General features: G+C 42.7%; 19 protein-coding genes and 1 pseudogene. 13 read left to right on the top strand and 7 right to left on the bottom strand.

All coding sequences use genetic code 11. The annotated features are described in order from the left end of the window. Positions 1–20 precede the first annotated feature (20 nt). From KA713_02115 to lon, 3 genes are all read right to left on the bottom strand, one after another. The gene (locus tag KA713_02115; protein UXE67424.1) at positions 21–431 is read right to left on the bottom strand and encodes a PIN domain-containing protein; all 411 of its coding nucleotides are present in this window, start codon (positions 429–431) and stop codon (positions 21–23) included. Continuing rightward, positions 412–660, bottom strand: coding sequence for a CopG family transcriptional regulator (locus tag KA713_02110; protein ID UXE67423.1), 249 nt, complete (start codon positions 658–660; stop codon positions 412–414). The genes KA713_02115 and KA713_02110 overlap by 20 nt, the downstream gene beginning before the upstream one ends. 198 nt (positions 661–858) lie before the next feature. Continuing rightward, positions 859–3,321: an endopeptidase La gene (gene lon, locus KA713_02105; protein UXE67422.1), complete on the bottom strand. Its 2,463-nt coding sequence runs from the start codon at positions 3,319–3,321 to the stop codon at positions 859–861. Positions 3,322–3,497: 176 nt separating this feature from the next. On the opposite strand from lon, the gene KA713_02100 reads away from it, so the two are divergent. Continuing rightward, positions 3,498–5,462 carry an OmpA family protein gene (locus KA713_02100; GenBank protein ID UXE67421.1) on the top strand — a complete coding sequence of 655 codons (1,965 nt, stop codon included), beginning with the start codon at positions 3,498–3,500 and terminating at the stop codon, positions 5,460–5,462. Between the two features lie 2 nt (positions 5,463–5,464). Here KA713_02100 and KA713_02095 read toward each other — a convergent pair whose 3' ends face one another. Together KA713_02095 and dnaN are read right to left on the bottom strand one after the other, a co-directional pair. Beyond that, a complete protein-coding gene (locus KA713_02095; protein UXE67420.1) occupies positions 5,465–6,841 on the bottom strand; it encodes a hypothetical protein in 1,377 nt (458 codons plus the stop codon). A gap of 315 nt (positions 6,842–7,156) precedes the next feature. After that, entirely contained in the window at positions 7,157–8,281 is a 1,125-nt protein-coding gene (gene dnaN, locus KA713_02090; protein UXE67419.1) for a DNA polymerase III subunit beta, read from the bottom strand. A 218-nt stretch (positions 8,282–8,499) separates the two neighbouring features. Between dnaN and KA713_02085 the strand changes: the two genes are divergently transcribed. The 6 genes from KA713_02085 (at position 8,500) to KA713_02060 (ending at position 13,233) form a co-directional block, all read left to right on the top strand. Further along, complete coding sequence (locus KA713_02085) at positions 8,500–8,682, top strand: Lacal_2735 family protein (protein ID UXE67418.1); 183 nt, start codon at positions 8,500–8,502, stop codon at positions 8,680–8,682. A 5-nt stretch (positions 8,683–8,687) separates the two neighbouring features. Continuing rightward, positions 8,688–10,010: a deoxyribodipyrimidine photo-lyase gene (locus KA713_02080; GenBank protein ID UXE67417.1), complete on the top strand. Its 1,323-nt coding sequence runs from the start codon at positions 8,688–8,690 to the stop codon at positions 10,008–10,010. Positions 10,011–10,072: 62 nt separating this feature from the next. Further along, positions 10,073–10,282, top strand: a complete 210-nt coding sequence (locus tag KA713_02075) for a hypothetical protein (protein UXE67416.1) — start codon at positions 10,073–10,075, stop codon at positions 10,280–10,282. Continuing rightward, positions 10,282–11,361, top strand: coding sequence for a histidine kinase (locus tag KA713_02070; protein UXE67415.1), 1,080 nt, complete (start codon positions 10,282–10,284; stop codon positions 11,359–11,361). Before KA713_02075 ends, KA713_02070 begins: the two co-directional genes overlap by 1 nt. After that, positions 11,362–12,066 (top strand): response regulator transcription factor, encoded by a 705-nt coding sequence (locus KA713_02065; protein UXE67414.1) that lies wholly within the window; start codon positions 11,362–11,364, stop codon positions 12,064–12,066. A gap of 102 nt (positions 12,067–12,168) precedes the next feature. Further along, complete coding sequence (locus tag KA713_02060; GenBank protein UXE67413.1) at positions 12,169–13,233, top strand: hypothetical protein; 1,065 nt, start codon at positions 12,169–12,171, stop codon at positions 13,231–13,233. A 99-nt stretch (positions 13,234–13,332) separates the two neighbouring features. Here KA713_02060 and KA713_02055 read toward each other — a convergent pair whose 3' ends face one another. Further along, positions 13,333–13,557, bottom strand: a complete 225-nt coding sequence (locus KA713_02055; protein ID UXE68999.1) for a CDGSH iron-sulfur domain-containing protein — start codon at positions 13,555–13,557, stop codon at positions 13,333–13,335. Positions 13,558–13,775: 218 nt separating this feature from the next. Here KA713_02055 and KA713_02050 point away from each other — a divergent pair, with 218 nt between their 5' ends. Genes KA713_02050 through KA713_02040 form a run of 3 tightly spaced genes read left to right on the top strand, consistent with a single transcriptional unit; the run spans position 13,776 to position 15,107 of the window. Next, positions 13,776–14,474, top strand: a complete 699-nt coding sequence (locus tag KA713_02050; protein ID UXE67412.1) for an SDR family oxidoreductase — start codon at positions 13,776–13,778, stop codon at positions 14,472–14,474. A 1-nt stretch (position 14,475) separates the two neighbouring features. Continuing rightward, the gene (locus KA713_02045; GenBank protein UXE67411.1) at positions 14,476–14,949 is read left to right on the top strand and encodes a flavin reductase; all 474 of its coding nucleotides are present in this window, start codon (positions 14,476–14,478) and stop codon (positions 14,947–14,949) included. Positions 14,950–14,954: 5 nt separating this feature from the next. Beyond that, entirely contained in the window at positions 14,955–15,107 is a 153-nt protein-coding gene (locus KA713_02040; GenBank protein ID UXE67410.1) for a DUF2256 domain-containing protein, read from the top strand. 4 nt (positions 15,108–15,111) lie between these two features. Here KA713_02040 and KA713_02035 read toward each other — a convergent pair whose 3' ends face one another. After that, a complete protein-coding gene (locus KA713_02035) occupies positions 15,112–16,011 on the bottom strand; it encodes a helix-turn-helix transcriptional regulator (protein ID UXE67409.1) in 900 nt (299 codons plus the stop codon). A 167-nt stretch (positions 16,012–16,178) separates the two neighbouring features. Here KA713_02035 and KA713_02030 point away from each other — a divergent pair. From KA713_02030 to KA713_02020, 3 genes and pseudogenes are all read left to right on the top strand, one after another. Beyond that, positions 16,179–16,472: pseudogene (locus tag KA713_02030) on the top strand (aldo/keto reductase). After that, positions 16,469–17,221, top strand: coding sequence for a hypothetical protein (locus KA713_02025; GenBank protein UXE67408.1), 753 nt, complete (start codon positions 16,469–16,471; stop codon positions 17,219–17,221). Before KA713_02030 ends, KA713_02025 begins: the two are co-directional and overlap by 4 nt. Positions 17,222–17,288: 67 nt before the next feature. Further along, positions 17,289–18,770, top strand: coding sequence for a cryptochrome/photolyase family protein (locus tag KA713_02020; GenBank protein ID UXE67407.1), 1,482 nt, complete (start codon positions 17,289–17,291; stop codon positions 18,768–18,770). Positions 18,771–18,785: the final 15 nt, after the last annotated feature.

Genomic DNA, 18,785 nt, shown 5'->3' with positions numbered 1-18,785 from the left:
GTCTGCTTGACTTGCACTGCCTAAATAAAAACATTCTTCAGGTACTTTTTCCGAATATCGCGATACACATAAAAATCGGAATCAACGCTGGCGATTTTTGTAATGCCTTTGGCTTCTGAAGCGACAATCAAAGTAGCATCGGCAAAGTCCATGGGCACATCGGCAAATTTTTCGCTGAGATCGATGATTCTAACCAAATCGTGAAATTCCAATTCGAAAATTTGAAGGCCTCCACGGTTAATCCACTTCAGAAAATTGATTTGGGTCTTTACACTAAAATCGAGCATGTGCGATACTTCGGTAATCACAGGCCATGTAGTGATCAAAGAACCCTGACAGCGCTTCAGAAAAGATATTGCGCGCTCATGATAGCTATCGTCCTTGTCAAACAAAGCGATAAGTGGCCCCGCATCAATGAGCGTGCTTTGCATGCAGTTTTTGTTTTAGCTTTTTCTTGTACGAAGTTGAGTTATTTTTGGAGCCGCTCCCCTCCTGCCCAAACAAATCAGCGCCCGCTTCAAAAGGGCTTTTTGTTTTTCTGCGTTGAACGAGGTAAGCCTCGAGGGCTTCTTTTACAACCATTGACTTAGAAACGCCTTCATCAAGGCAATATCTCGCCAACTCATTTTCGGTATCATCTGAAAGCCTGACGTTTAGCATATAAATTGAATTTGTAATACAAATGTATTACATTCTTTAAGAACAGCAAAAAAACTTACATGAAAACCGCCTCCAGCTATTTTTCGTTGTGGAATGATGTCTGGCGCAAGGTAGATAACTGTAATTTCCACCCAGTTAAGATTCTTTTTTCTAAAAGAATTCTGAAAATTTGATAATCTAAGTATTAGATTATTTTCACTATTTGGTTGCAGCCAAAGCCGCTTCTATCTTGAACTCCAACGGCTTCTCCACCTTCTCTTTCAGCAAAGCAATCTTTAACACTTCATCAACGGTATCCACGTAATGGAAAGTCAATCCTTTGATATACCCTTTCTCGATTTCACTGATGTCGCGCTTGTTCTTTTGGCTTAAGATAATTTCTTTGATGCCTCCGCGTTTGGCCGCCAATATTTTTTCTTTGATGCCGCCCACAGGCAATACTTTTCCGCGTAAAGTAATCTCGCCCGTCATCGCTAAGTTAGATTTTACCTTTCGTTGGGTGAAAATGGAAGCGAGTGACGTTAACATCGTAATGCCTGCGGAAGGGCCATCTTTCGGCACCGCGCCTGCCGGCACGTGAATGTGCAAATCGTATTGCTGAAAAATCCGATAATCAATTTTTAACGACTCAGCATTTGACTTTAAATAAGACAATGCAGCCATGGCCGATTCTTTCATCACGTCACCCAACTGACCAGAAATCGTAAGTCCTCCTTTTCCTCTACTCAAGCTCGACTCTACAAACAAAATATCGCCACCTACCTGTGTCCAGGCCAAGCCAGTAACCACACCTGCTAAGTCGTTGCCTTGGTATAATTCTTCATCAAAAATTTCTGCTCCCAATGCCTTCACCACAAATGCAATCGTTATGGTTTTATCAAAAGAATCGTCCATTGCTTTTGCTTTGGCAATCTGGCGAACGACCGAACCAATTTTCCGTTCAAGTCCCCGTACACCCGACTCACGTGTATAGCCTTCAATTATTTTCAGTAACGCCTCTTTTTCAAATTTCACTTCGCTTTCGCCCAAGCCGTGCTCTTTCAATTGCTTGGGCACTAAATGTTTGATGGCGATTTGCAGTTTCTCTTCAATGGTATAGCCTGTAATTTCGATTATCTCCATTCGATCGCGCAAAGCTGGTTGAATGGTATCTAACGAATTGGCTGTAGCAATAAAAAGTACTTTCGATAAATCGTATTCTACATCGAGATAATTGTCGCCAAACAAGTTATTTTGCTCAGGGTCTAGTACTTCCAGCAAAGCGGATGAAGGGTCTCCCCTAAATTCTGACCGCACCTTGTCAATCTCATCTAACACAAAAACCGGATTCGATGATTTTGCTTTCTTCAAGTTGGCTAAAATTTTTCCGGGCATCGCACCAATATATGTTTTGCGGTGGCCACGTATCTCTGCTTCATCGTGCACTCCTCCCAGCGACAGGCGGATATAGTTTCGCTGCAAAGCTTTGGCAATCGATTTTCCCAATGAGGTCTTCCCCACTCCAGGCGGACCATACAAACACAAAATCGGCCCCTTCATATCTTGCTTCAACTTCAGCACCGCCAAATATTCGATGATGCGGTTCTTTACTTTCTCTAAACCAAAATGGTCTTTATCTAAAATCTTGCGCGCATTTTTCAAATCAAAATTGTCAGTGGTGCAATCTTCCCATGGCAAATCGAGCATGAATTCAGCATACGTCATCCCAATCGGGAAATCAGGAGCTTGCGGATTGGTACGCTGCAACTTGTCCATTTCTTTCGCAAAATGTTCGGAAGCAATTTTTGGCCATTTTTTCTCTGCACCACGCTTACGCAGTTTTTCAATTTCTTTCTCGGGGCCATCGTAACCCAACTCATCTTGAAGCACCTTCATCTGCTGGCGCAAAAAATAATCGCGCTGCTGCGAGTCAATGTCGGTGTGTACTTTCTTCTGTATCTCGTGCTTGATCTCCAACAATTGGATTTCCTTCAGCATGTATTGCAACAGCAACGTTCCTCGTTCAGTAATAGAGATGCTCTCCAAAATCTTTTGCTTGTCGGCTACATCCACATTTAAGTTAGAGGCTAAAAAATGAATGAGAAATGGAATGCTTTGAATATTATCGAGCGCGAACTGCGCCTCTTGGGGAATTTCCGGATTGAGTTTTAAAATTTTGGTGGCCGCATCTTTCAACGATTGCACCAATGCCTTTGTCTCTTTGCTATCAACTGTCGATAAATCATCACTGAGCAGCGTAATGTGGGCTGTTAAAAAAGGTTCTTCCTTTATAAACTCCTTAATGGAAAATCGGTTTTTGCCTTGAATGATTACGGTGGTATTGCCATCTGGCAACACCAACATTTTGATGATGCGCGCCACCGTGCCGAACCGAAACAGGTCATCTACCCCTGGTTCTTCGGCCTGTTTGTTTTTCTGAGCCACCACGCCAATAATGCGCTTGCCTTCATACGCTTTTTTAATCAGCTTGATGGATTTTTGGCGGGTAACGGTAATAGGAATCACCACGCCCGGAAAAAGTACCGTATTTTTGATCGGTAAAATGGAAACCTCTTCCGGCATTTCTTCCGGTTTGATGTCCATCTCCTGCTCAGGATTAATCAACTGTATTAACTCTTCAGACTCTTCTTGAACGATGGGCGCAGCCAATGATTTAAACATATAATGCCAATTTGACACAAAAAACCGTAGCCTACAACAGAAACGGTAAAGAGAGTTAGGATGTCAATAGCTGTGCCAGTTTTATCCCAAGCACAGTCCCTCAAGAGTTGCAAAATTAAATCACTTGCTAAAGTCTCAAATTTGTTACATTTTTCGTGGTGAGTGAAATAAACCGAATGAACGTTACACAGAAAAACAGTTTTTGGTTTTTACTTTTTTTGCTAACCGCAGCATCGGTAACGCTGCCTGCGCAAAACCCAAAAAAATTCAAGAAAGGCGGCACGGTGAAGCTGCAAGATTCGCTCACCACGTTCAGCCAGTCAGATTTATTTGATTTCCCGAACATCAACAAAGTGCGGCTTTACAGCGATGCGGGCAAACTCAAGCAATTACAGCAAAACGAAAAAAGTGGCAATGAAGCCGAGATGTACAGGCTCTTGCGCACCTATGTAAAAAACTTTGGTATTGAAAATTTTGCTAAGAATGTGCCGCTGCTCTGGCGCCTTGCGCAACTATCCGAAAAGCTAGGACCGAAAGGGGAAGCCGTGCTTTTATACAAACTTCTTTTAAAACATCACCAGCAAGGCATCAACATCAATGATTTATATAAACGCTACGAATCGGTGGAGACCGAAAAAAAAGAGAACTATGTGCCCCTCGATTTGTACTATAACCTAGTGGACTACAGAAAAGAAATTGATACACTTCGACCACCACACTCAGTGTTAGTGCGCATGGACGATGGCATCAACTCCGACAAAGAAGATTATGGCCCCGCCATGGGCAGTGCCGATTTTATTCTATTATTTACTTCCAAGCGCAACACCCACCAAGAGCGCGCCTACAACGAAGATCTTTTCTTCACCCTAAAGGTAGACGGTGCGTGGACGGCCGCGGAAGAGTTCAAAACGATCAACACCCATTTCAACGAAGGCTCTGCCTGTTTGGGCAAAGATGGAAAGTCGCTTTATTTTTCTCGTTGCAATGCACCCGGAGGATTGGGTAATTGCGATCTCTATTCAGCTAAATTGAATAAAGACAGTACTTGGTCAGACATCAAAAATCTTGGCTCGGCTGTTAACAGTTCGGGGTGGGATTCGCACCCTTCGCTCTCGCATCGAGGCGACACACTTTTCTTTGCTTCCAATCGCGTGGGTGGCTTTGGCCTATCTGATATTTACTATTCGGTTAAAGACACGAAAGGCAATTGGCAACGGGCAAAAAACATGGGCCCGGTTATCAACACATTGAATAGCGAAGTAAGCCCCTTCTTTCATCACAAATTCAACGTGCTTTATTTTAGTTCAAATGGACAGCCACTCAACTTTGGTGGATTCGATATTTATAAAACCAACAAAGCAGGTGGCAACTGGACAGAACCAAAAAATATTGGTCCGCTGGTAAATGGCGCAGGCGATGAATACTATTTTACCATCGATTCGCAATCGCAGGATTTGTACTATGCCCGCAGCAATGAAGACAAGAAAAAGAATTTAGACTTATATTCCTTCCCCGTGCCGATGGAGGCGCAGCCGCTAGCCACCACTCATTTACGCGGTTCCCTCATAGACCAAAATGGAAAACCACTGGGAGGAATTGTTTCGGTTATCGATTTAGACAAAGGTGTTGAAGTAGCTCCCAAATACATTCAAAAAGATGGAACCTTTGATTTTGAACTCATCAACAAAAGAAATTATTTGTTGATTATTCAGGGCGATGATTATTTTAGGATAGAAGAAATTTTCTTTTTGGATGGTGCTAAAGAAATCAATCGAGTAGCCGAACCACTTCAACGCAAAATTGCCTTTCGGTCATTAGAGTTTGAAAACGGGAAAGCAGATATTTTACTCAGTATGAAAGAGGACCTAGACAAAATGGGCAATTTTTTGATCGACCACCCCGAAACCAAACTCCTTATTTCAGGGCACACCGATTCGGCCGGAGATGAAAAATTGAACTTAAAGCTATCGCAAGATCGAGCAGATGCCATCAAAGCATTTCTGATCAAAGAATTTTTAGTTGCTACCGATAGAATATCCGCCACCGGCTATGGAAGTGCCCTGCCCATCGTGCAAAAGGAAGAAACGGAAGAACACAAACAAATGAACCGAAGAGTAGAGTTTGAAATTGTGAAAGAATAAAATCATCTGCAAACCGCTACCTTGTTTGCTTTCAAAAGATACGGACTATAATAAGCGGGTGTATTGCTCAACGGCAATACTTCTGGTTTTAGGTTGATTCCAATTTGATGAATCATAAACTCGCTCCTGTTTTGAATGCGGTTCCATGAAACAGGAAATTTTTCAGCCCACTCTGCTCGCAATTTTTCATCGGCTAGCACAATGCCATCTTCCATATTGGCGCACACAAATTCTCCTTTGCTTACGGGTATGATATCCATTTGTAAAGCCATACCTGAATAAAGTTTTACCATTGATCCGATGGTGAACGGTGAATTCACCCATTCCTCCAAATGCAGCGTGTGCCCAGTATTGACTGCAAATTCAAAAACAGATTTGTTTCGTGCTGCCTCAACTTTTGCTTTCACCTCACCAGCCGAAACCCCGATACCAATGCTTTCATACCACGTTACCACAGTTTTGAAATATCCCTTCCAAAAATCTTCATAAAACAAAGCAACGCGCTGATCTAATTGATCGGGGCTTTCAGCTACCATCCCTGCACGAGCCGTCAATGCACCTTGCACGCCCAGGGCGCAAGTGAACGTATCTTTAAGTGCTACTTTATTTCCAGAAGGACTGCTCAAGCCCATCGCAGCTTTCTTTCCACTCGATACCATAGGATGGCAAGAATACGGCAGCCCATCGCTACTAAAATTTTTGGCGAGTTCGTACTCACGCACACCCGGTTTCAGTTCAGCCAATAAATTTTTGATACTATCGGATGTACGCGTGCTTGCCCACTCAAACCGTACCAACTCTTCCAAACAATTGTGGTGGCGTAGGCCTTTTTCCAAATCCATAAAAATGGAAGAAGCATTTACTACAGATTCGAGATTCCCAACAACTTTTCTCAATAGATCTGCTAGATAGGCAGGGATATCTAAAACTGATTGGTCCTGTGGTTGGTATTTGTAATAGCTGCACCCCACTCTTGAGTTTTTGCGGACACCAAACTCGGTTAGAATTTTTTCAAGCGAGCGCGACTTGGTTCGATCTTGCCCCATCAAACTAAAATCTTGAAACAGTTCAAACTCCATCGGTATCGGGCAAATACCCGTATAGCCCATACACTCATTGCCCAACAACATTTTCCGTTTTCCATGCTTGTCCAATAGCAACAAGGCTTCTTCAAAACGAGGATCCAGGTTGGTGAGAAAAGCCAAGTTGGCGGTGTGTTCTCGGTCGGCAAACACAAGCAAAAAATCGAGTTGCTGCTCATTCATTTGGGCCAACGTATTTTTTATACGCAACTCAAATTGTTGCATTGGAATTTGTGGCAACTCTTCGCACTTGCCGAATTCTGGCAAATCAATGGATTGTAATTGAATGGTGGGCATGAGATTGGTAATCAGTACTATTTCAGAAAAGGAAGAATCTTGTATTGGGGTTTTCGGTTGTCACTAGTTAGATTTCGTTGTTTCTAGGAGAAAAACTTCACGGTATAATTACAGAGAATTCATGGAAATCTAAGCATGGAAGTATATAAAAAAAGAAAGCCACACAAACTGCATGGCTCTCAATCGTTTAGGTAGAAAAAATCTTAACTATGTTATAAATGATTTATTTGATTCTTCTGATTTTAGCAGCTACTAATTGCCTACTACCCGCAAGGTTAAATCATCGGAATCATATCAATCATGAATTAATCAAGGTCAAACGTATTGGTTCAGCATCACCGGCATCACCAACATTAATATATCTTCTGACTTATCTTTTTCTGCTGGGTTAATTACGCCTGCCTTGTTGGGTGCTGACATGTTTAACCTAATCTGGTCAGCATCTAGGTTTGAAAGCATCTCAATCAAAAAGCGTGCGTTGAAACCAATTTCAATGTCTTCGCCTTCGTGCTCGCATGAAAGGCGTTCGTTCGCTTCGTTCGAGAAATCCAAATCTTCAGCAGAAACCTGCAACTCGCTTCCGGTTATCTTCAACCGAACTTGGTGCGTAGTTTTATTGGCGTAAATGGAAATACGCTTCAACGAACCCAACAAATCCGTGCGACTAATCGTCATCTTGATGGGATTGGAAGAAGGGATCACGTTTTCATAATCTGGGAAACGCTCGTCAATCAATCGGCAAATCATGCGGATATTACCGAAATTGAAAAATGCATTTGATGCATTGAAGTCAATCGTTACATCGGTATTTTCAGTGGGCAATGTGCTCTTCAACAAATTCAACGCTTTGCGCGGAATGATGATTGTGCTGCCATTTTCTGATTTAATGTCCGTTCTTCTGTAGCGAACCAAACGATGGCCGTCTGTTGCCACAAAGGTGGTGTTCTTCTCACCTAAGTTAACATACACACCCGTCATCGCAGGGCGAAGTTCGTCACTACTGGTAGCGAAAATGGTATTATTAACTGCTTTAGCCAACACCTCTGACGAAATATGTGCTGAGAAGTCATTTGAAACCGCTGGCACTTTAGGGAAGTCGGTCGCATTCTCGCCTGCCAATTTATAACGTCCATTATCCGAACTGATTTCAATAGCATAGCTAGTCGAGTCAATTGAAAAAGTTACTGGCTGATCGGGCAAGTTCTTGAGCGTATCCAACAAAATACGAGCGGGCACTGCAATACTTCCTTTCTCTTTGGATTCAACATTGATTTCCGTAATCATAGAGGTTTGCAAATCAGATGCAGTAACCTTTAAATTGCTCTTATCGATCTCGAACAAAAAATTCTCTAAAATGGGCACTACGGGGTTGGTGGTGATCACACCGTTGATATTCGAAAGTTGTTTTAGCAAATAGCTAGAGTTGACAATAAACTTCATTGGGAATCAGTGGTTTGTAGTTTTACAGGGCGGTAAAGTTAACAAGAAAAACCAATCGTAAAAATGAAGTTTTTTAGGGGTGAAAATCACCAGCAAACAGCGCATAATGCAAGATTAGGCGGCCTGCCCTGACGGAAGCGGCTAAGTTGATTCCTCTGGTGATTAGCTCTGGCAAATAACAATTTGCCGTTTGCGTTGTTTATTATCAAAATAATGTTATGTTTTCTTTCCTCAAAAAAGACCCTATCAAAGACCTCACCAACAAGCGCAAGAAATTGCTTGAAGAAGCCATGCAGATTCAGCGCTCTGGCGACCTTAAACTTTACGCAGTGAAAATGGAGGCAATCGACAAACTAGAAAAGGAATTGGACATGCTTCAATCTGGAGGCATGCAAAAATAGATTCGATGACGCTCGCTGCTTCGCATCCTGAAAATTCAATCTCCCCTACCACTACCCTCTTCTGGCTTAGGCGCGATCTTCGTTTGCAAGATAATGCAGGGCTATACCATGCCTTAAAAGAAAACGCAGAAGTACTCCCCATTTTTATTTTCGATACAGAAATCCTTGATAAGCTCGAAGACAAGACGGATTTGCGCGTAGCCTTCATCCATCAATCGCTTACGGTCATGCAAAAGCAATTGGTAGAGATGGGCAGTTCGTTGTTGGTGCTGCATGGAAACCCTGTCGAAATTTTTAAAAAGGCAAATCCCAAAGCAGTTTACACCAACCACGATTATGAACCCTACGCCCGAAATCGGGACGAGCAGGTAAAAACGATTTTAGAAGCAAAAGGCACAGTCTTCAAAACATTCAAAGACCAAGTCATTTTTGAAAAAGAGGAAGTAACAAAAGACGATGGCAAGCCCTACACCGTTTTCACGCCTTACAGCCGAAAGTGGAAAAGTAAGGTCATGGATTCAACCCTCACGAGTTTTCCTACCGAAAAACATTTTAGGAATTTCAAAAAAATAACTCCACTACCCCTGCCCTCGTTGCAAGCGATTGGTTTTCAAGAAACTTCCTTCTCCTTCCCAGAACGATTGGTGAAGCAATCCATTGTTGAGCATTACGACAAGCAACGAAACTTTCCTGCGATTGCAGGAACAACGAAACTTAGTGTGCATTTGCGTTTTGGCACGGTAAGCATTCGCACGTTGGTGCAGCTAGCACGGAAGAAAAATGAAACGTGGTTGAACGAATTGATCTGGCGCGACTTCTATCACATGATTTTATGGCACTTTCCGAAGGCAGCAACCAAAGCCTTCAAACCTGCTTATGATAAAATTCGATGGCTCAATAACGAAAAAGAATTTACAGCTTGGTGTGAAGGTAAAACAGGTTACCCCATTGTAGATGCTGGCATGCGAGAACTAAACACAACCGGCTTCATGCACAACCGAGTGCGCATGATTACGGCCAGTTTTCTCACCAAACATCTATTGATTGATTGGCGGTGGGGTGAAGCCTATTTTGCAAAGAAATTACTTGATTTTGATTTAGCTGCCAATAACGGAGGGTGGCAGTGGGCGGCCAGCTCTGGTTGCGATGCTGCTCCTTACTTTCGCGTGTTCAATCCCGAATTACAAACCGAAAAGTTTGATCCCAAATTGGAGTATATCAAAAAATGGGTGGCTGAGTTTGGAACATCGGCTTACCCCCAACCTATTGTTGAGCATAAGTTGGCGAGAGAGCGGGTTTTAAAAGTTTATAAAGAAGCCTTGGAGTAAGTTTCTTGCGTTATTGCAGTTGACGAGTTGCGCAATGATCTCAAAAGCTTTCCGACAAGCATATGCCCATTATTACATGCTTTGCATCGCGTATGCGCAGTGGCATGACCAAGGAGATTTTAAAACCGAAAGGACATGTAGCCGTTTACAATGGCGGAGCAAAGCATGGAAGGAAAAATTTCCGTTTCCGAGTGCCTACCCTATCTACACACCTGATGGATGCATCTACGCTCTGCATCAAATTGTTAAGACAAACACGTATTTTTGCATAATGATTTTGCAAAACGGTAAGCCGCAGATACTAATTTTGCATGTAGCGGCTTGGGCTATTTTTCTGTTGGCGCCTTTATTGTTATCTCCCCCCGGAGATTTTGAAAAAGCGTTGGTGCCATTAAACCTGTTATCGCTGTTACTCCGCAACGGGATATTGATAGGGCTTTTCTATCTTAATCTCTATTACTTAACCCCTGTAGTCTTACAAAAGAAAGGTTTATTGCTCTATATTGTGTTTATAGTAGTGGCAGTAATGGTGGTAAGTATTGCCAATTGGAAAATCCACAACACATTGTCAGAACCTGCTGGCCCACCACCCCCTTGGAGTGAACCATTTCACAACCAAAGGCCAATGCACAACCTCAGACCACTAATGTTTGCCAGCCCTTTGTTTTCAAGTTTTTTGATTACGAGTCTGATCATCATTTTCAGTACAAGTCTATTTCTATGGGATGATTGGACCAAAGCAAAAGAACTTGCACGCGAACAGGAGATCCAACGAAAAAGTGCAGAGTTGTCCGCATTAAAATTGCAAATCAGTCCACATTTTTTATTCAACACACTGAACAACATACGGTGGCTCGTCCGATCCAAATCAGACCAAGCCGAAGATTCAATCGTAAAACTTTCTCAGCTGTTGCGCTACATGCTGTATCAAACATCAACAGAAAAAGTGGAGTTGATTAAAGAAATAGAGCACTTGAAAGGATATATTGATCTGCAAAGTATGCGGCTTACGATTAAAGAATCGTTCAGCTTTCAGGTTTCAGGAGATGCAACCAATAAAATGATTGTCCCTCTTTTGCTGCTTCCCATTGCCGAAAATCTATTTAAACACGGTGAATTTAATCAGGATTCAAAAAACTCGGTTTTGCTGCGAATTGAAAACGGTCTCTTGACCATCCATGCAAAAAACAAAATTGCGCGTTCCACAGACAATGCAGAAAAAGATTATTCGGGCATCGGTTTGGCAAATTTGAAAAAAAGATTGGCCATGCACTACCCTAACAACCATTTTTTAGAAGTACACGAGGAAAATGACATATACTTCCTTCATCTTGAAATTTTATTGAACTAGATGGCTGACCCAGCGCTGACTTGTATTGCCATTGATGATGAGCCCTTTGCTTTGAAACTGATCGCAGAGGATATTGGCAAAATCTCATTTCTTAGGTTGGCTAATGTCTTTTCATCGGCCAGCCTTGCAAAACCTTTTTTGGAACAAAACCAGGTCGATTTGATTTTCTTAGACATCCAAATGCCAGAGTTAACCGGCCTTCAATTCCTAAAATCACTAGCACATCCACCCATGACCATCTTGACTACGGCCTACAATCAGTATGCTATTGAAGGATTTGAGTTGGAAGTGATTGATTACCTCATGAAACCAATTCCGTTTGATCGCCTGTTAAAGGCAGCTAATCGCGCCCATGAACAATATCTGCTGCGAAAAAACGTAATACCCGAAAAAGCTTATCTATTTGTCTATTCAGAATATAAGGAAATCAAAATCGACACACAATCCATCGAGTACATAGAGGGATTAAAAGACTACGTAAAGATATTCTTGAACAATCAAACAAGACCTATACTCACACGACTGAACTTAAAGGCCATTGAGAAGAAACTACCCGAAAATCAATTTTGCCGGATTCATCAGTCCTTTATTGTTTCGCTAGAAAAAATTACTTCCTTTCAAAAATCGCATGTCTTCATCGGCCATCGTTCCCTACCCATTGGCGAAAAATATGCCGAGGTTTTCCTGAAGACGTATAAAAAGTAGTCCCATTTATCTACACTTCTTGGGTCAACGGCTACACACCGAGCCAGCCGAACAATCTTTCTGCCACCTTTAGCGTCTAATCGAAAACAATTACTAAACTATATGAAAACAAAATTGATTTCTGGAATTTCAGTTGTTTTTGTGATGGCCCTCTTTTGGGCATGTTCCAAAAACGAGTTGACCAACAGTAACGAAACCAAATTAACCGACCTCGCCCAAACATCAGGGCAATTGGCAAGTGGAACGAGTTTCACAATAATAGGGAGCTCTTCAAGTACTGCAAACGGCTTGGTGGGGTCAGGGTCCCATGGCGGTGGACGCAAAGGTGGTCGTGGTGGCGCACGCATTTTAGAGGGAACCAATTTCATTACAGCCGATGATGCGTTACTCGCTATTGTTGATGCCGAAAGTGCAGGCGATTTTCGCGGATTGCGGATGCACGAGCAAGGTGGCGCAACGATCACGCACTACGATACCGCTGGAAACACCGTCACTCTTCCCGAACCAGACCCCGCCTCAAAGCCGGAAGGGTGCAGTTTTAGCGGCAAGCAATTTCCGAAAAACGATTCGCTTCTATCTAAAATTGCAAAAACAGTAATCGATTTTGCATCAGGCGTAACCAATAAACGTGGCGATAACACCATCACACGATCAGGAAAAATTATCATCAACCGCTCGGGTGATAGTAGCAGCAAAACAGAAATTGTTACGTATGAAAATTATAAAGTAAATGGCATTCAGATAGAGGGCACAAAAACGCGCGTCAGCACTTTATCGGGAGGTATCGGGAATTCATCCACCAACGTAACGAATGGAAAGATAACTTTTGCAGATGGAAGCGTGGCAACCTGGGAGAGCAGCAAAAAACGCGTATCCAACATCACGGTTGATGCAAACGGAAAACCAGTGAGTGGAAAAATCACCACAGAAGGAGTCTCATCTGTAAAACTATCGGATGGTAGCATATTGTTTTCAAACTCAATAACATCGCCCGTTACCGAAGATGTTTCATGCGGACGTGGGCGGCATTCACCTGTAAGTGGTACCGTGACCACGGTTTACAAAACAGATACAGTAGTGATTGATTTTGGGGATGGCAGTTGCTCAAACACAACAGTCACCGTAACCATCAATGGGGTGGTGAGCACCAAAACGATTGGCAGGTAAATAATTGGGTTGGTTTTTTATTTATTGAAGGCTTCTCCTTTTTCGGGAGAAGCCTTTTTTATGACACCTCGGCAAATAACCTGCAAAGCGCCAAGAACACTACACTTTCCTAGGCGGCAATTCAAACGCTTTGGCCTCATCCTGAAATTTTTCTTTGTGCGAGCCATCGCAGAACGGTTTGTTGTTGGAGAGTCCGCAACGGCAAAGCGATAACACCGTTCGGCCTTGCAAGCCATAGGCATTTCCTTGGGCATCCAATATTTCAAAGTCGCCCTCCACTTTAAGAGAACCGTTGTTGTTTACGATAATTTTGGTCATATCAATTTTTTGTAAATCTACGCTAATATTCAAATACCTTTTTGCCTTTATAGGTCCCCAGGTCAATATTGTGCCCAAAAATATCTACCAGCGAAAACTGGGGCGCGGATACCTTTAAGGAAAGGGGCTGACCGGACATGTTACTTAGTTTAGGCAAACATACAAGTCGCGCGGCAATATCAAGATGTTGTAAACAAAAATATAAAACGAGGGTTTTTAAGTATATGCAAAACCAAGTGATTATTGGCGCTTCCTCCGGCATTGGCCGCGCGTTGGCGCAACTGCTGGTAAACGAAGGCCAGCGCGTTTATGGCACGTTTAACAAAACCACCGAAAACCGCCCCGAAGGATTGACCGGCTACACGCATTTAAACGTGTTAGATGAAAACCCTGATTTTTCTTTTTTACCCGACAACATTGATGGATTGGTATATTGCCCGGGTGCAGTAAACCTCAAGCCATTTGCGCGCATCAAACCCGAAGACTTCATCTTCGACTATCAATTGCAGTTGGTGGGTGCGGTAAAAGTAGTGCAGGCCTCCTTGCCCAAACTGAAAAATTCGAGTCAGGCATCGGTAGTTTTGTTTTCCACTGTGGCGGTGCAGACGGGTTTCAATTTTCATTCGTTGGTGGCTTCGTCTAAAGGTGCGGTGGAAGGATTGACCAAGGCGCTGGCAGCCGAGTTTGCCCCAAAGATTAGAGTGAATTGTATTGCGCCTTCCATTACAAATACGCCCTTGGCGGGAACGTTGCTGAATACAGACGAGAAAAAAGATGCCAACGCACAACGGCACCCGCTCAAAAAAATCGGACAGCCAGAAGACCTTGCAAACCTTGCCGCGTTTTTGCTTTCCGAAAAATCAAGTTGGATTACCGGGCAAGTGCTGCATGCTGACGGTGGCATGTCTAGTTTGAAGGTGTAACATGAAACGACCTTGGAACTTACCGAATATTCCTGTGTACAGTTTGGCTACTTATGAGGGCGACCAGGTAAACATGAATATCTGCACCTATGTCTCTGCGGTAAGCATGCACCCAAAACGTTATATGGTAGCCGTATACCATCACACCAAGTCCCTTGAAAACATTTCAAAAAGCAAAACGGCTATTCTGCAGATTTTAAGTCAGCAACATATTTCTTTAGTAAATACGTTGGGAAAAAGGAGCGGAATTCGCTACGACAAACAAAGCTACCTGAGAAAAAAACATTTGCTTGAGGATTGGAACGGAAGAAATGTATTGAAAAACTGTGCCGGGCTATTAGAGCTAGAAAAATTATGGGCAAAAGATGCCGGAGATCACACGATGTTTTTGTTTGATGTAAAAAGTTTTCAAACCAATCATGACGAAGTGCTGATGTTGGATGACTTGCGGGAAAAGAAGCTAGTTAGCATCTAAAAAGCATGCACAAAAAGCAACATCTGCCTACCAAAATTTGCTCCGTGTGTTGCCGACCATTCACCTGGCGCAAAAAATGGGAGAAAGTGTGGGAAGATGTAAAGTACTGTAGCGATAAATGCCGAATGAACCGAAGTGGCTCAAAAACAAACGGATGACTTCTTAGTTCATTGAACTCCGATACTCCAAAGGCGACACGCCAACGTGCTGTTTGAACACGCGACTGAAATGTTGCGGATATTTAAAACCCAATCCATAGGCAACTTCACTTACCGATTTGTTGGTGTCGAACATTCGCTCTTTGGCCACATCAATCAATTTAAGCTGGATGTATTCGTGTGGTGATTTGCCCGTTTCCTTTTTGATCAAATCCCCAAAGTAATTAGCAGATAGACTAAGCTCACTGGCACACCAGGCAACAGTTGGCAATCCCACTGTTTGCGGCTTGTCCGAAGCAAAGAATTCTTTTAGCAAAGTTTCGAACCTTCCGAGTATTCCTTTATTTACATTTTCCCGTGTGATAAACTGCCTATCATAAAACCTTACGCAATAATTCAAAAGCAATTCGATGTTCGAAGCAATTAGCTTTTTACTGTGCTTGTCAACTGCATGCTCGAGTTCGTATTTGATTTTCGAAAAACAATCCAATACCAATTGCCGCTCACGCTCCGAAACGTGAAGCGCCTCATTAGATTGATAGCTAAAAAAAGAGTAATCGTCAATATGTTTTCCGAGGGACGTTCCATGTATCAAATCGGGATGGAATACAACTCCGTAACCTTTCGGTTGATACATTTCGTTTTTATTGACCGCATCTATAATCTGGCTCGGTCCGATGAAAACAAGGGTTCCTTCTTGGTAGTCATAAGTATTTTTTCCGTAGCGTAGGTCACCACAAACAACATCCTTCAACAACACGAGGTAAAAACCAAAGTACATTCTCGTCAATTTTCTTGGAGCAGCTTTCGAAAAATCGATCACCGTCACCAGCGGGTGAAGCGTCTCATGATTGTTGAATGCATTGTATTGACTGATGGTCTCAAATCGTCTGATCTCTTCCATGACAAGAACTTTTGCTTGTCAAAGGTAGGCACTTATTCATCTTATTTATTGGTGCAAACCAACATCCGTAAATTTGGTAGATAAACCTGTAAATTGTATACGCCAATTTTTTCGAATACTGGCACCTTTGTGAAAACAAAAACATATCCACTTTTAATACCACGATCTTGAAAAAACCTAAACTTGGCCAACACCTCGAAGTCTCAGCCATCGGCCTTGGCTGCATGGGCATGACGTTCTCTTATTATCCATTCCCGGTGAAGAAAGATGCCATCTCGCTGATTCACTAAGCAGTAGAACAAGGTGTAACTTTTTTCGATACGGCCGAAGTGTATGGTCCCTACAACAACGAAGAGTTGGTGGGCGAGGCACTTACCCCTTTAAAAGACAAGGTCCGAACAAATGGAAAAATCAACGGGGTTGTAAATTTGATCTTGTCCTACCAAAAACCAACATTATGAGACTTAGACTTTTACTGATTCTAACCGGATTGCTTTACACGACTGATAGTTTCGCGCAGCGCGACAGTACCTTCTTTTTCAAGACCGAGTTGAGCACTACCAACAATGGATTTTCCATCATCCCTGCATTTACGTTGGGTGCTCCGGCTGCATTTTTAGACATGCACATGGGCAACAAGCGCTGGAGCTTTGAACCGCAGTTTCGGTTTGCGTTGGAAGGACGCCCGTGGTCTTTTGTTTTCATCTATCGTTACAAAGCCATCATCAAACCGAAATTCCAATTATCGTTGGGTGGCCACCTGCCGGGATTAAATTTTGTAACGAACACCGTGATGATCAACGGCATTGAAGAGAAACTTTCGGTGACAAGGCGTTTCTTAGCGTTGGAGATCAATCCAACTTACAAAATATCAAACAGAACGAGCGTGGGCATTTATTTTTTGCGTGGCCATGGATTTCAGGATCACGCCCCAAAAGATAACATGTTTGTATCATTGCAGGGAAATTTCTCGAGAATCAAGATGACGGGTAAAACCTACGTGAGTTTTAACCCACAGGTATTCTACCTAACACTAGATGCCGATGAAGGTTTTTATGTAAATGCAACCACTACGGTAGGCGTCAATGGTTTTCCCATCACGATCTCCAGCATTGTCAACAAAGCGATTGCTTCTGACATTCCCTCACGGGATTTTGATTGGAATGTGAGTCTCGTGTATACGCTCGACAAAAAGTTCGTTTTGAGGTAAGGGGACATTTTCAAACAGCCAAAACCTTCTTCCGGTTTGTGTGTTTTTCTGACTAAAACGCTCAGCATTGAAAAACTCAGTCACACTTGTCTTTCCACACCAACTTTTTGAGCAGCATCCAGCCATAGCTAAAAACCGTCCCGTTTTAATTATTGAAGAGCTTCTATTTTTTAAACAATACAACTTTCACAAACAAAAGCTGGTCTTCCACCGCGCCAGCATGAAGGCGTACCAACGGGTTCTGCAAAGCAAAGGCTATGAAGTAACGTACATTGAGGCCAACGACAAACTTGCCGATGTGCGCAACCTATTGCCATTCCTCAAGAAGAAGGGCGTTGGCGAAATACACTATTGCGATGTCACAGATTATTTGCTGGAGAGGAGAATAGCAAAGCAAATCACGACTTTAAAGATGAATGTAGTGAAGTATGATTCACCGCTATTCATTTTGACGAGCGACCAAATCAACGATTACTTCGCAAATAAAAAGCGTTTCTACCAAACTGACTTCTACACCCGGCAACGCAAGCAATTTAAAATTCTAGTAGATGAGCAGTTACAGCCAACAGGTGGCAAGTGGACGTTCGATACGGAAAACCGACTGAAATATCCGAAAAGTAAGAAAGCACCCGAAGTAGTATTTCCAAAACAAAATGAGCATTGGGTGGAGGCAGTAGAATACGTAAACAAAAACTATCAAAACAATTACGGGGAAATCAACAAGGCGTTTATTTATCCAACAACTTTTACGGAAAGTCGTGATTGGCTCAAGCAATTTTTTCAAAATCGTTTTGCTGAATTTGGCGAATACGAAGATGCACTCGTCAACCATGAAAGTATTTTGCACCACAGCGTTCTCACCCCGATGATGAATGTGGGTTTACTAACTCCAAAAGAGATCATTGACCAAGCCATTTCATTCGCCAACAAAAATGACGTGCCGCTCAATTCTTTGGAAGGATTCATTCGTCAAATTCTGGGCTGGAGAGAATTCATCAGGGGTGTGTACGAACACAAAGGCAGCGAAGAGCGAACAAAAAACTATTGGAAATTCACACGCAAAATTCCGAAATCATTTTGGGATGGCACCACGGGTATTTCACCGATCGATAGCACCATCAAAAAAGTATTGGCTACCGGTTACTGTCATCACATAGAGCGGTTAATGGTGCTAGGCAACTTCATGTTGCTGTGCGAGTTTGATCCCGATGAAGTGTATCGCTGGTTTATGGAGTTATTCATCGATGCCTATGATTGGGTGATGGTGCCGAACGTGTATGGGATGAGCCAGTTTGCCGATGGCGGATTGATGGCCACCAAGCCCTACATCAGCGGCAGCAATTACTTAATGAAAATGAGTGATTATGAAAAAGGCGATTGGCAACCGATATGGGATGGGTTGTTTTGGAGATTCATGCATGTGCACCGCGATTTCTTTTTGAAGAATCCGCGGTTAGGAATGTTGGTGAAGACTTTTGATAAAATGCCAAAAGAGAAGCAGCAAAGTCACCTGAAACAAGCCGAGCGCTTTTTTGAAACCATCAACTGACACGTATTGATATAA

This window comes from Chryseotalea sp. WA131a, from assembly GCA_025370075.1.
Lineage (GTDB): Bacteria > Bacteroidota > Bacteroidia > Cytophagales > Cyclobacteriaceae > ELB16-189.
The sequence above is the reverse complement of the archived record's forward strand: the minus strand, read 5'-3'. Positions and strand labels throughout refer to the sequence as shown.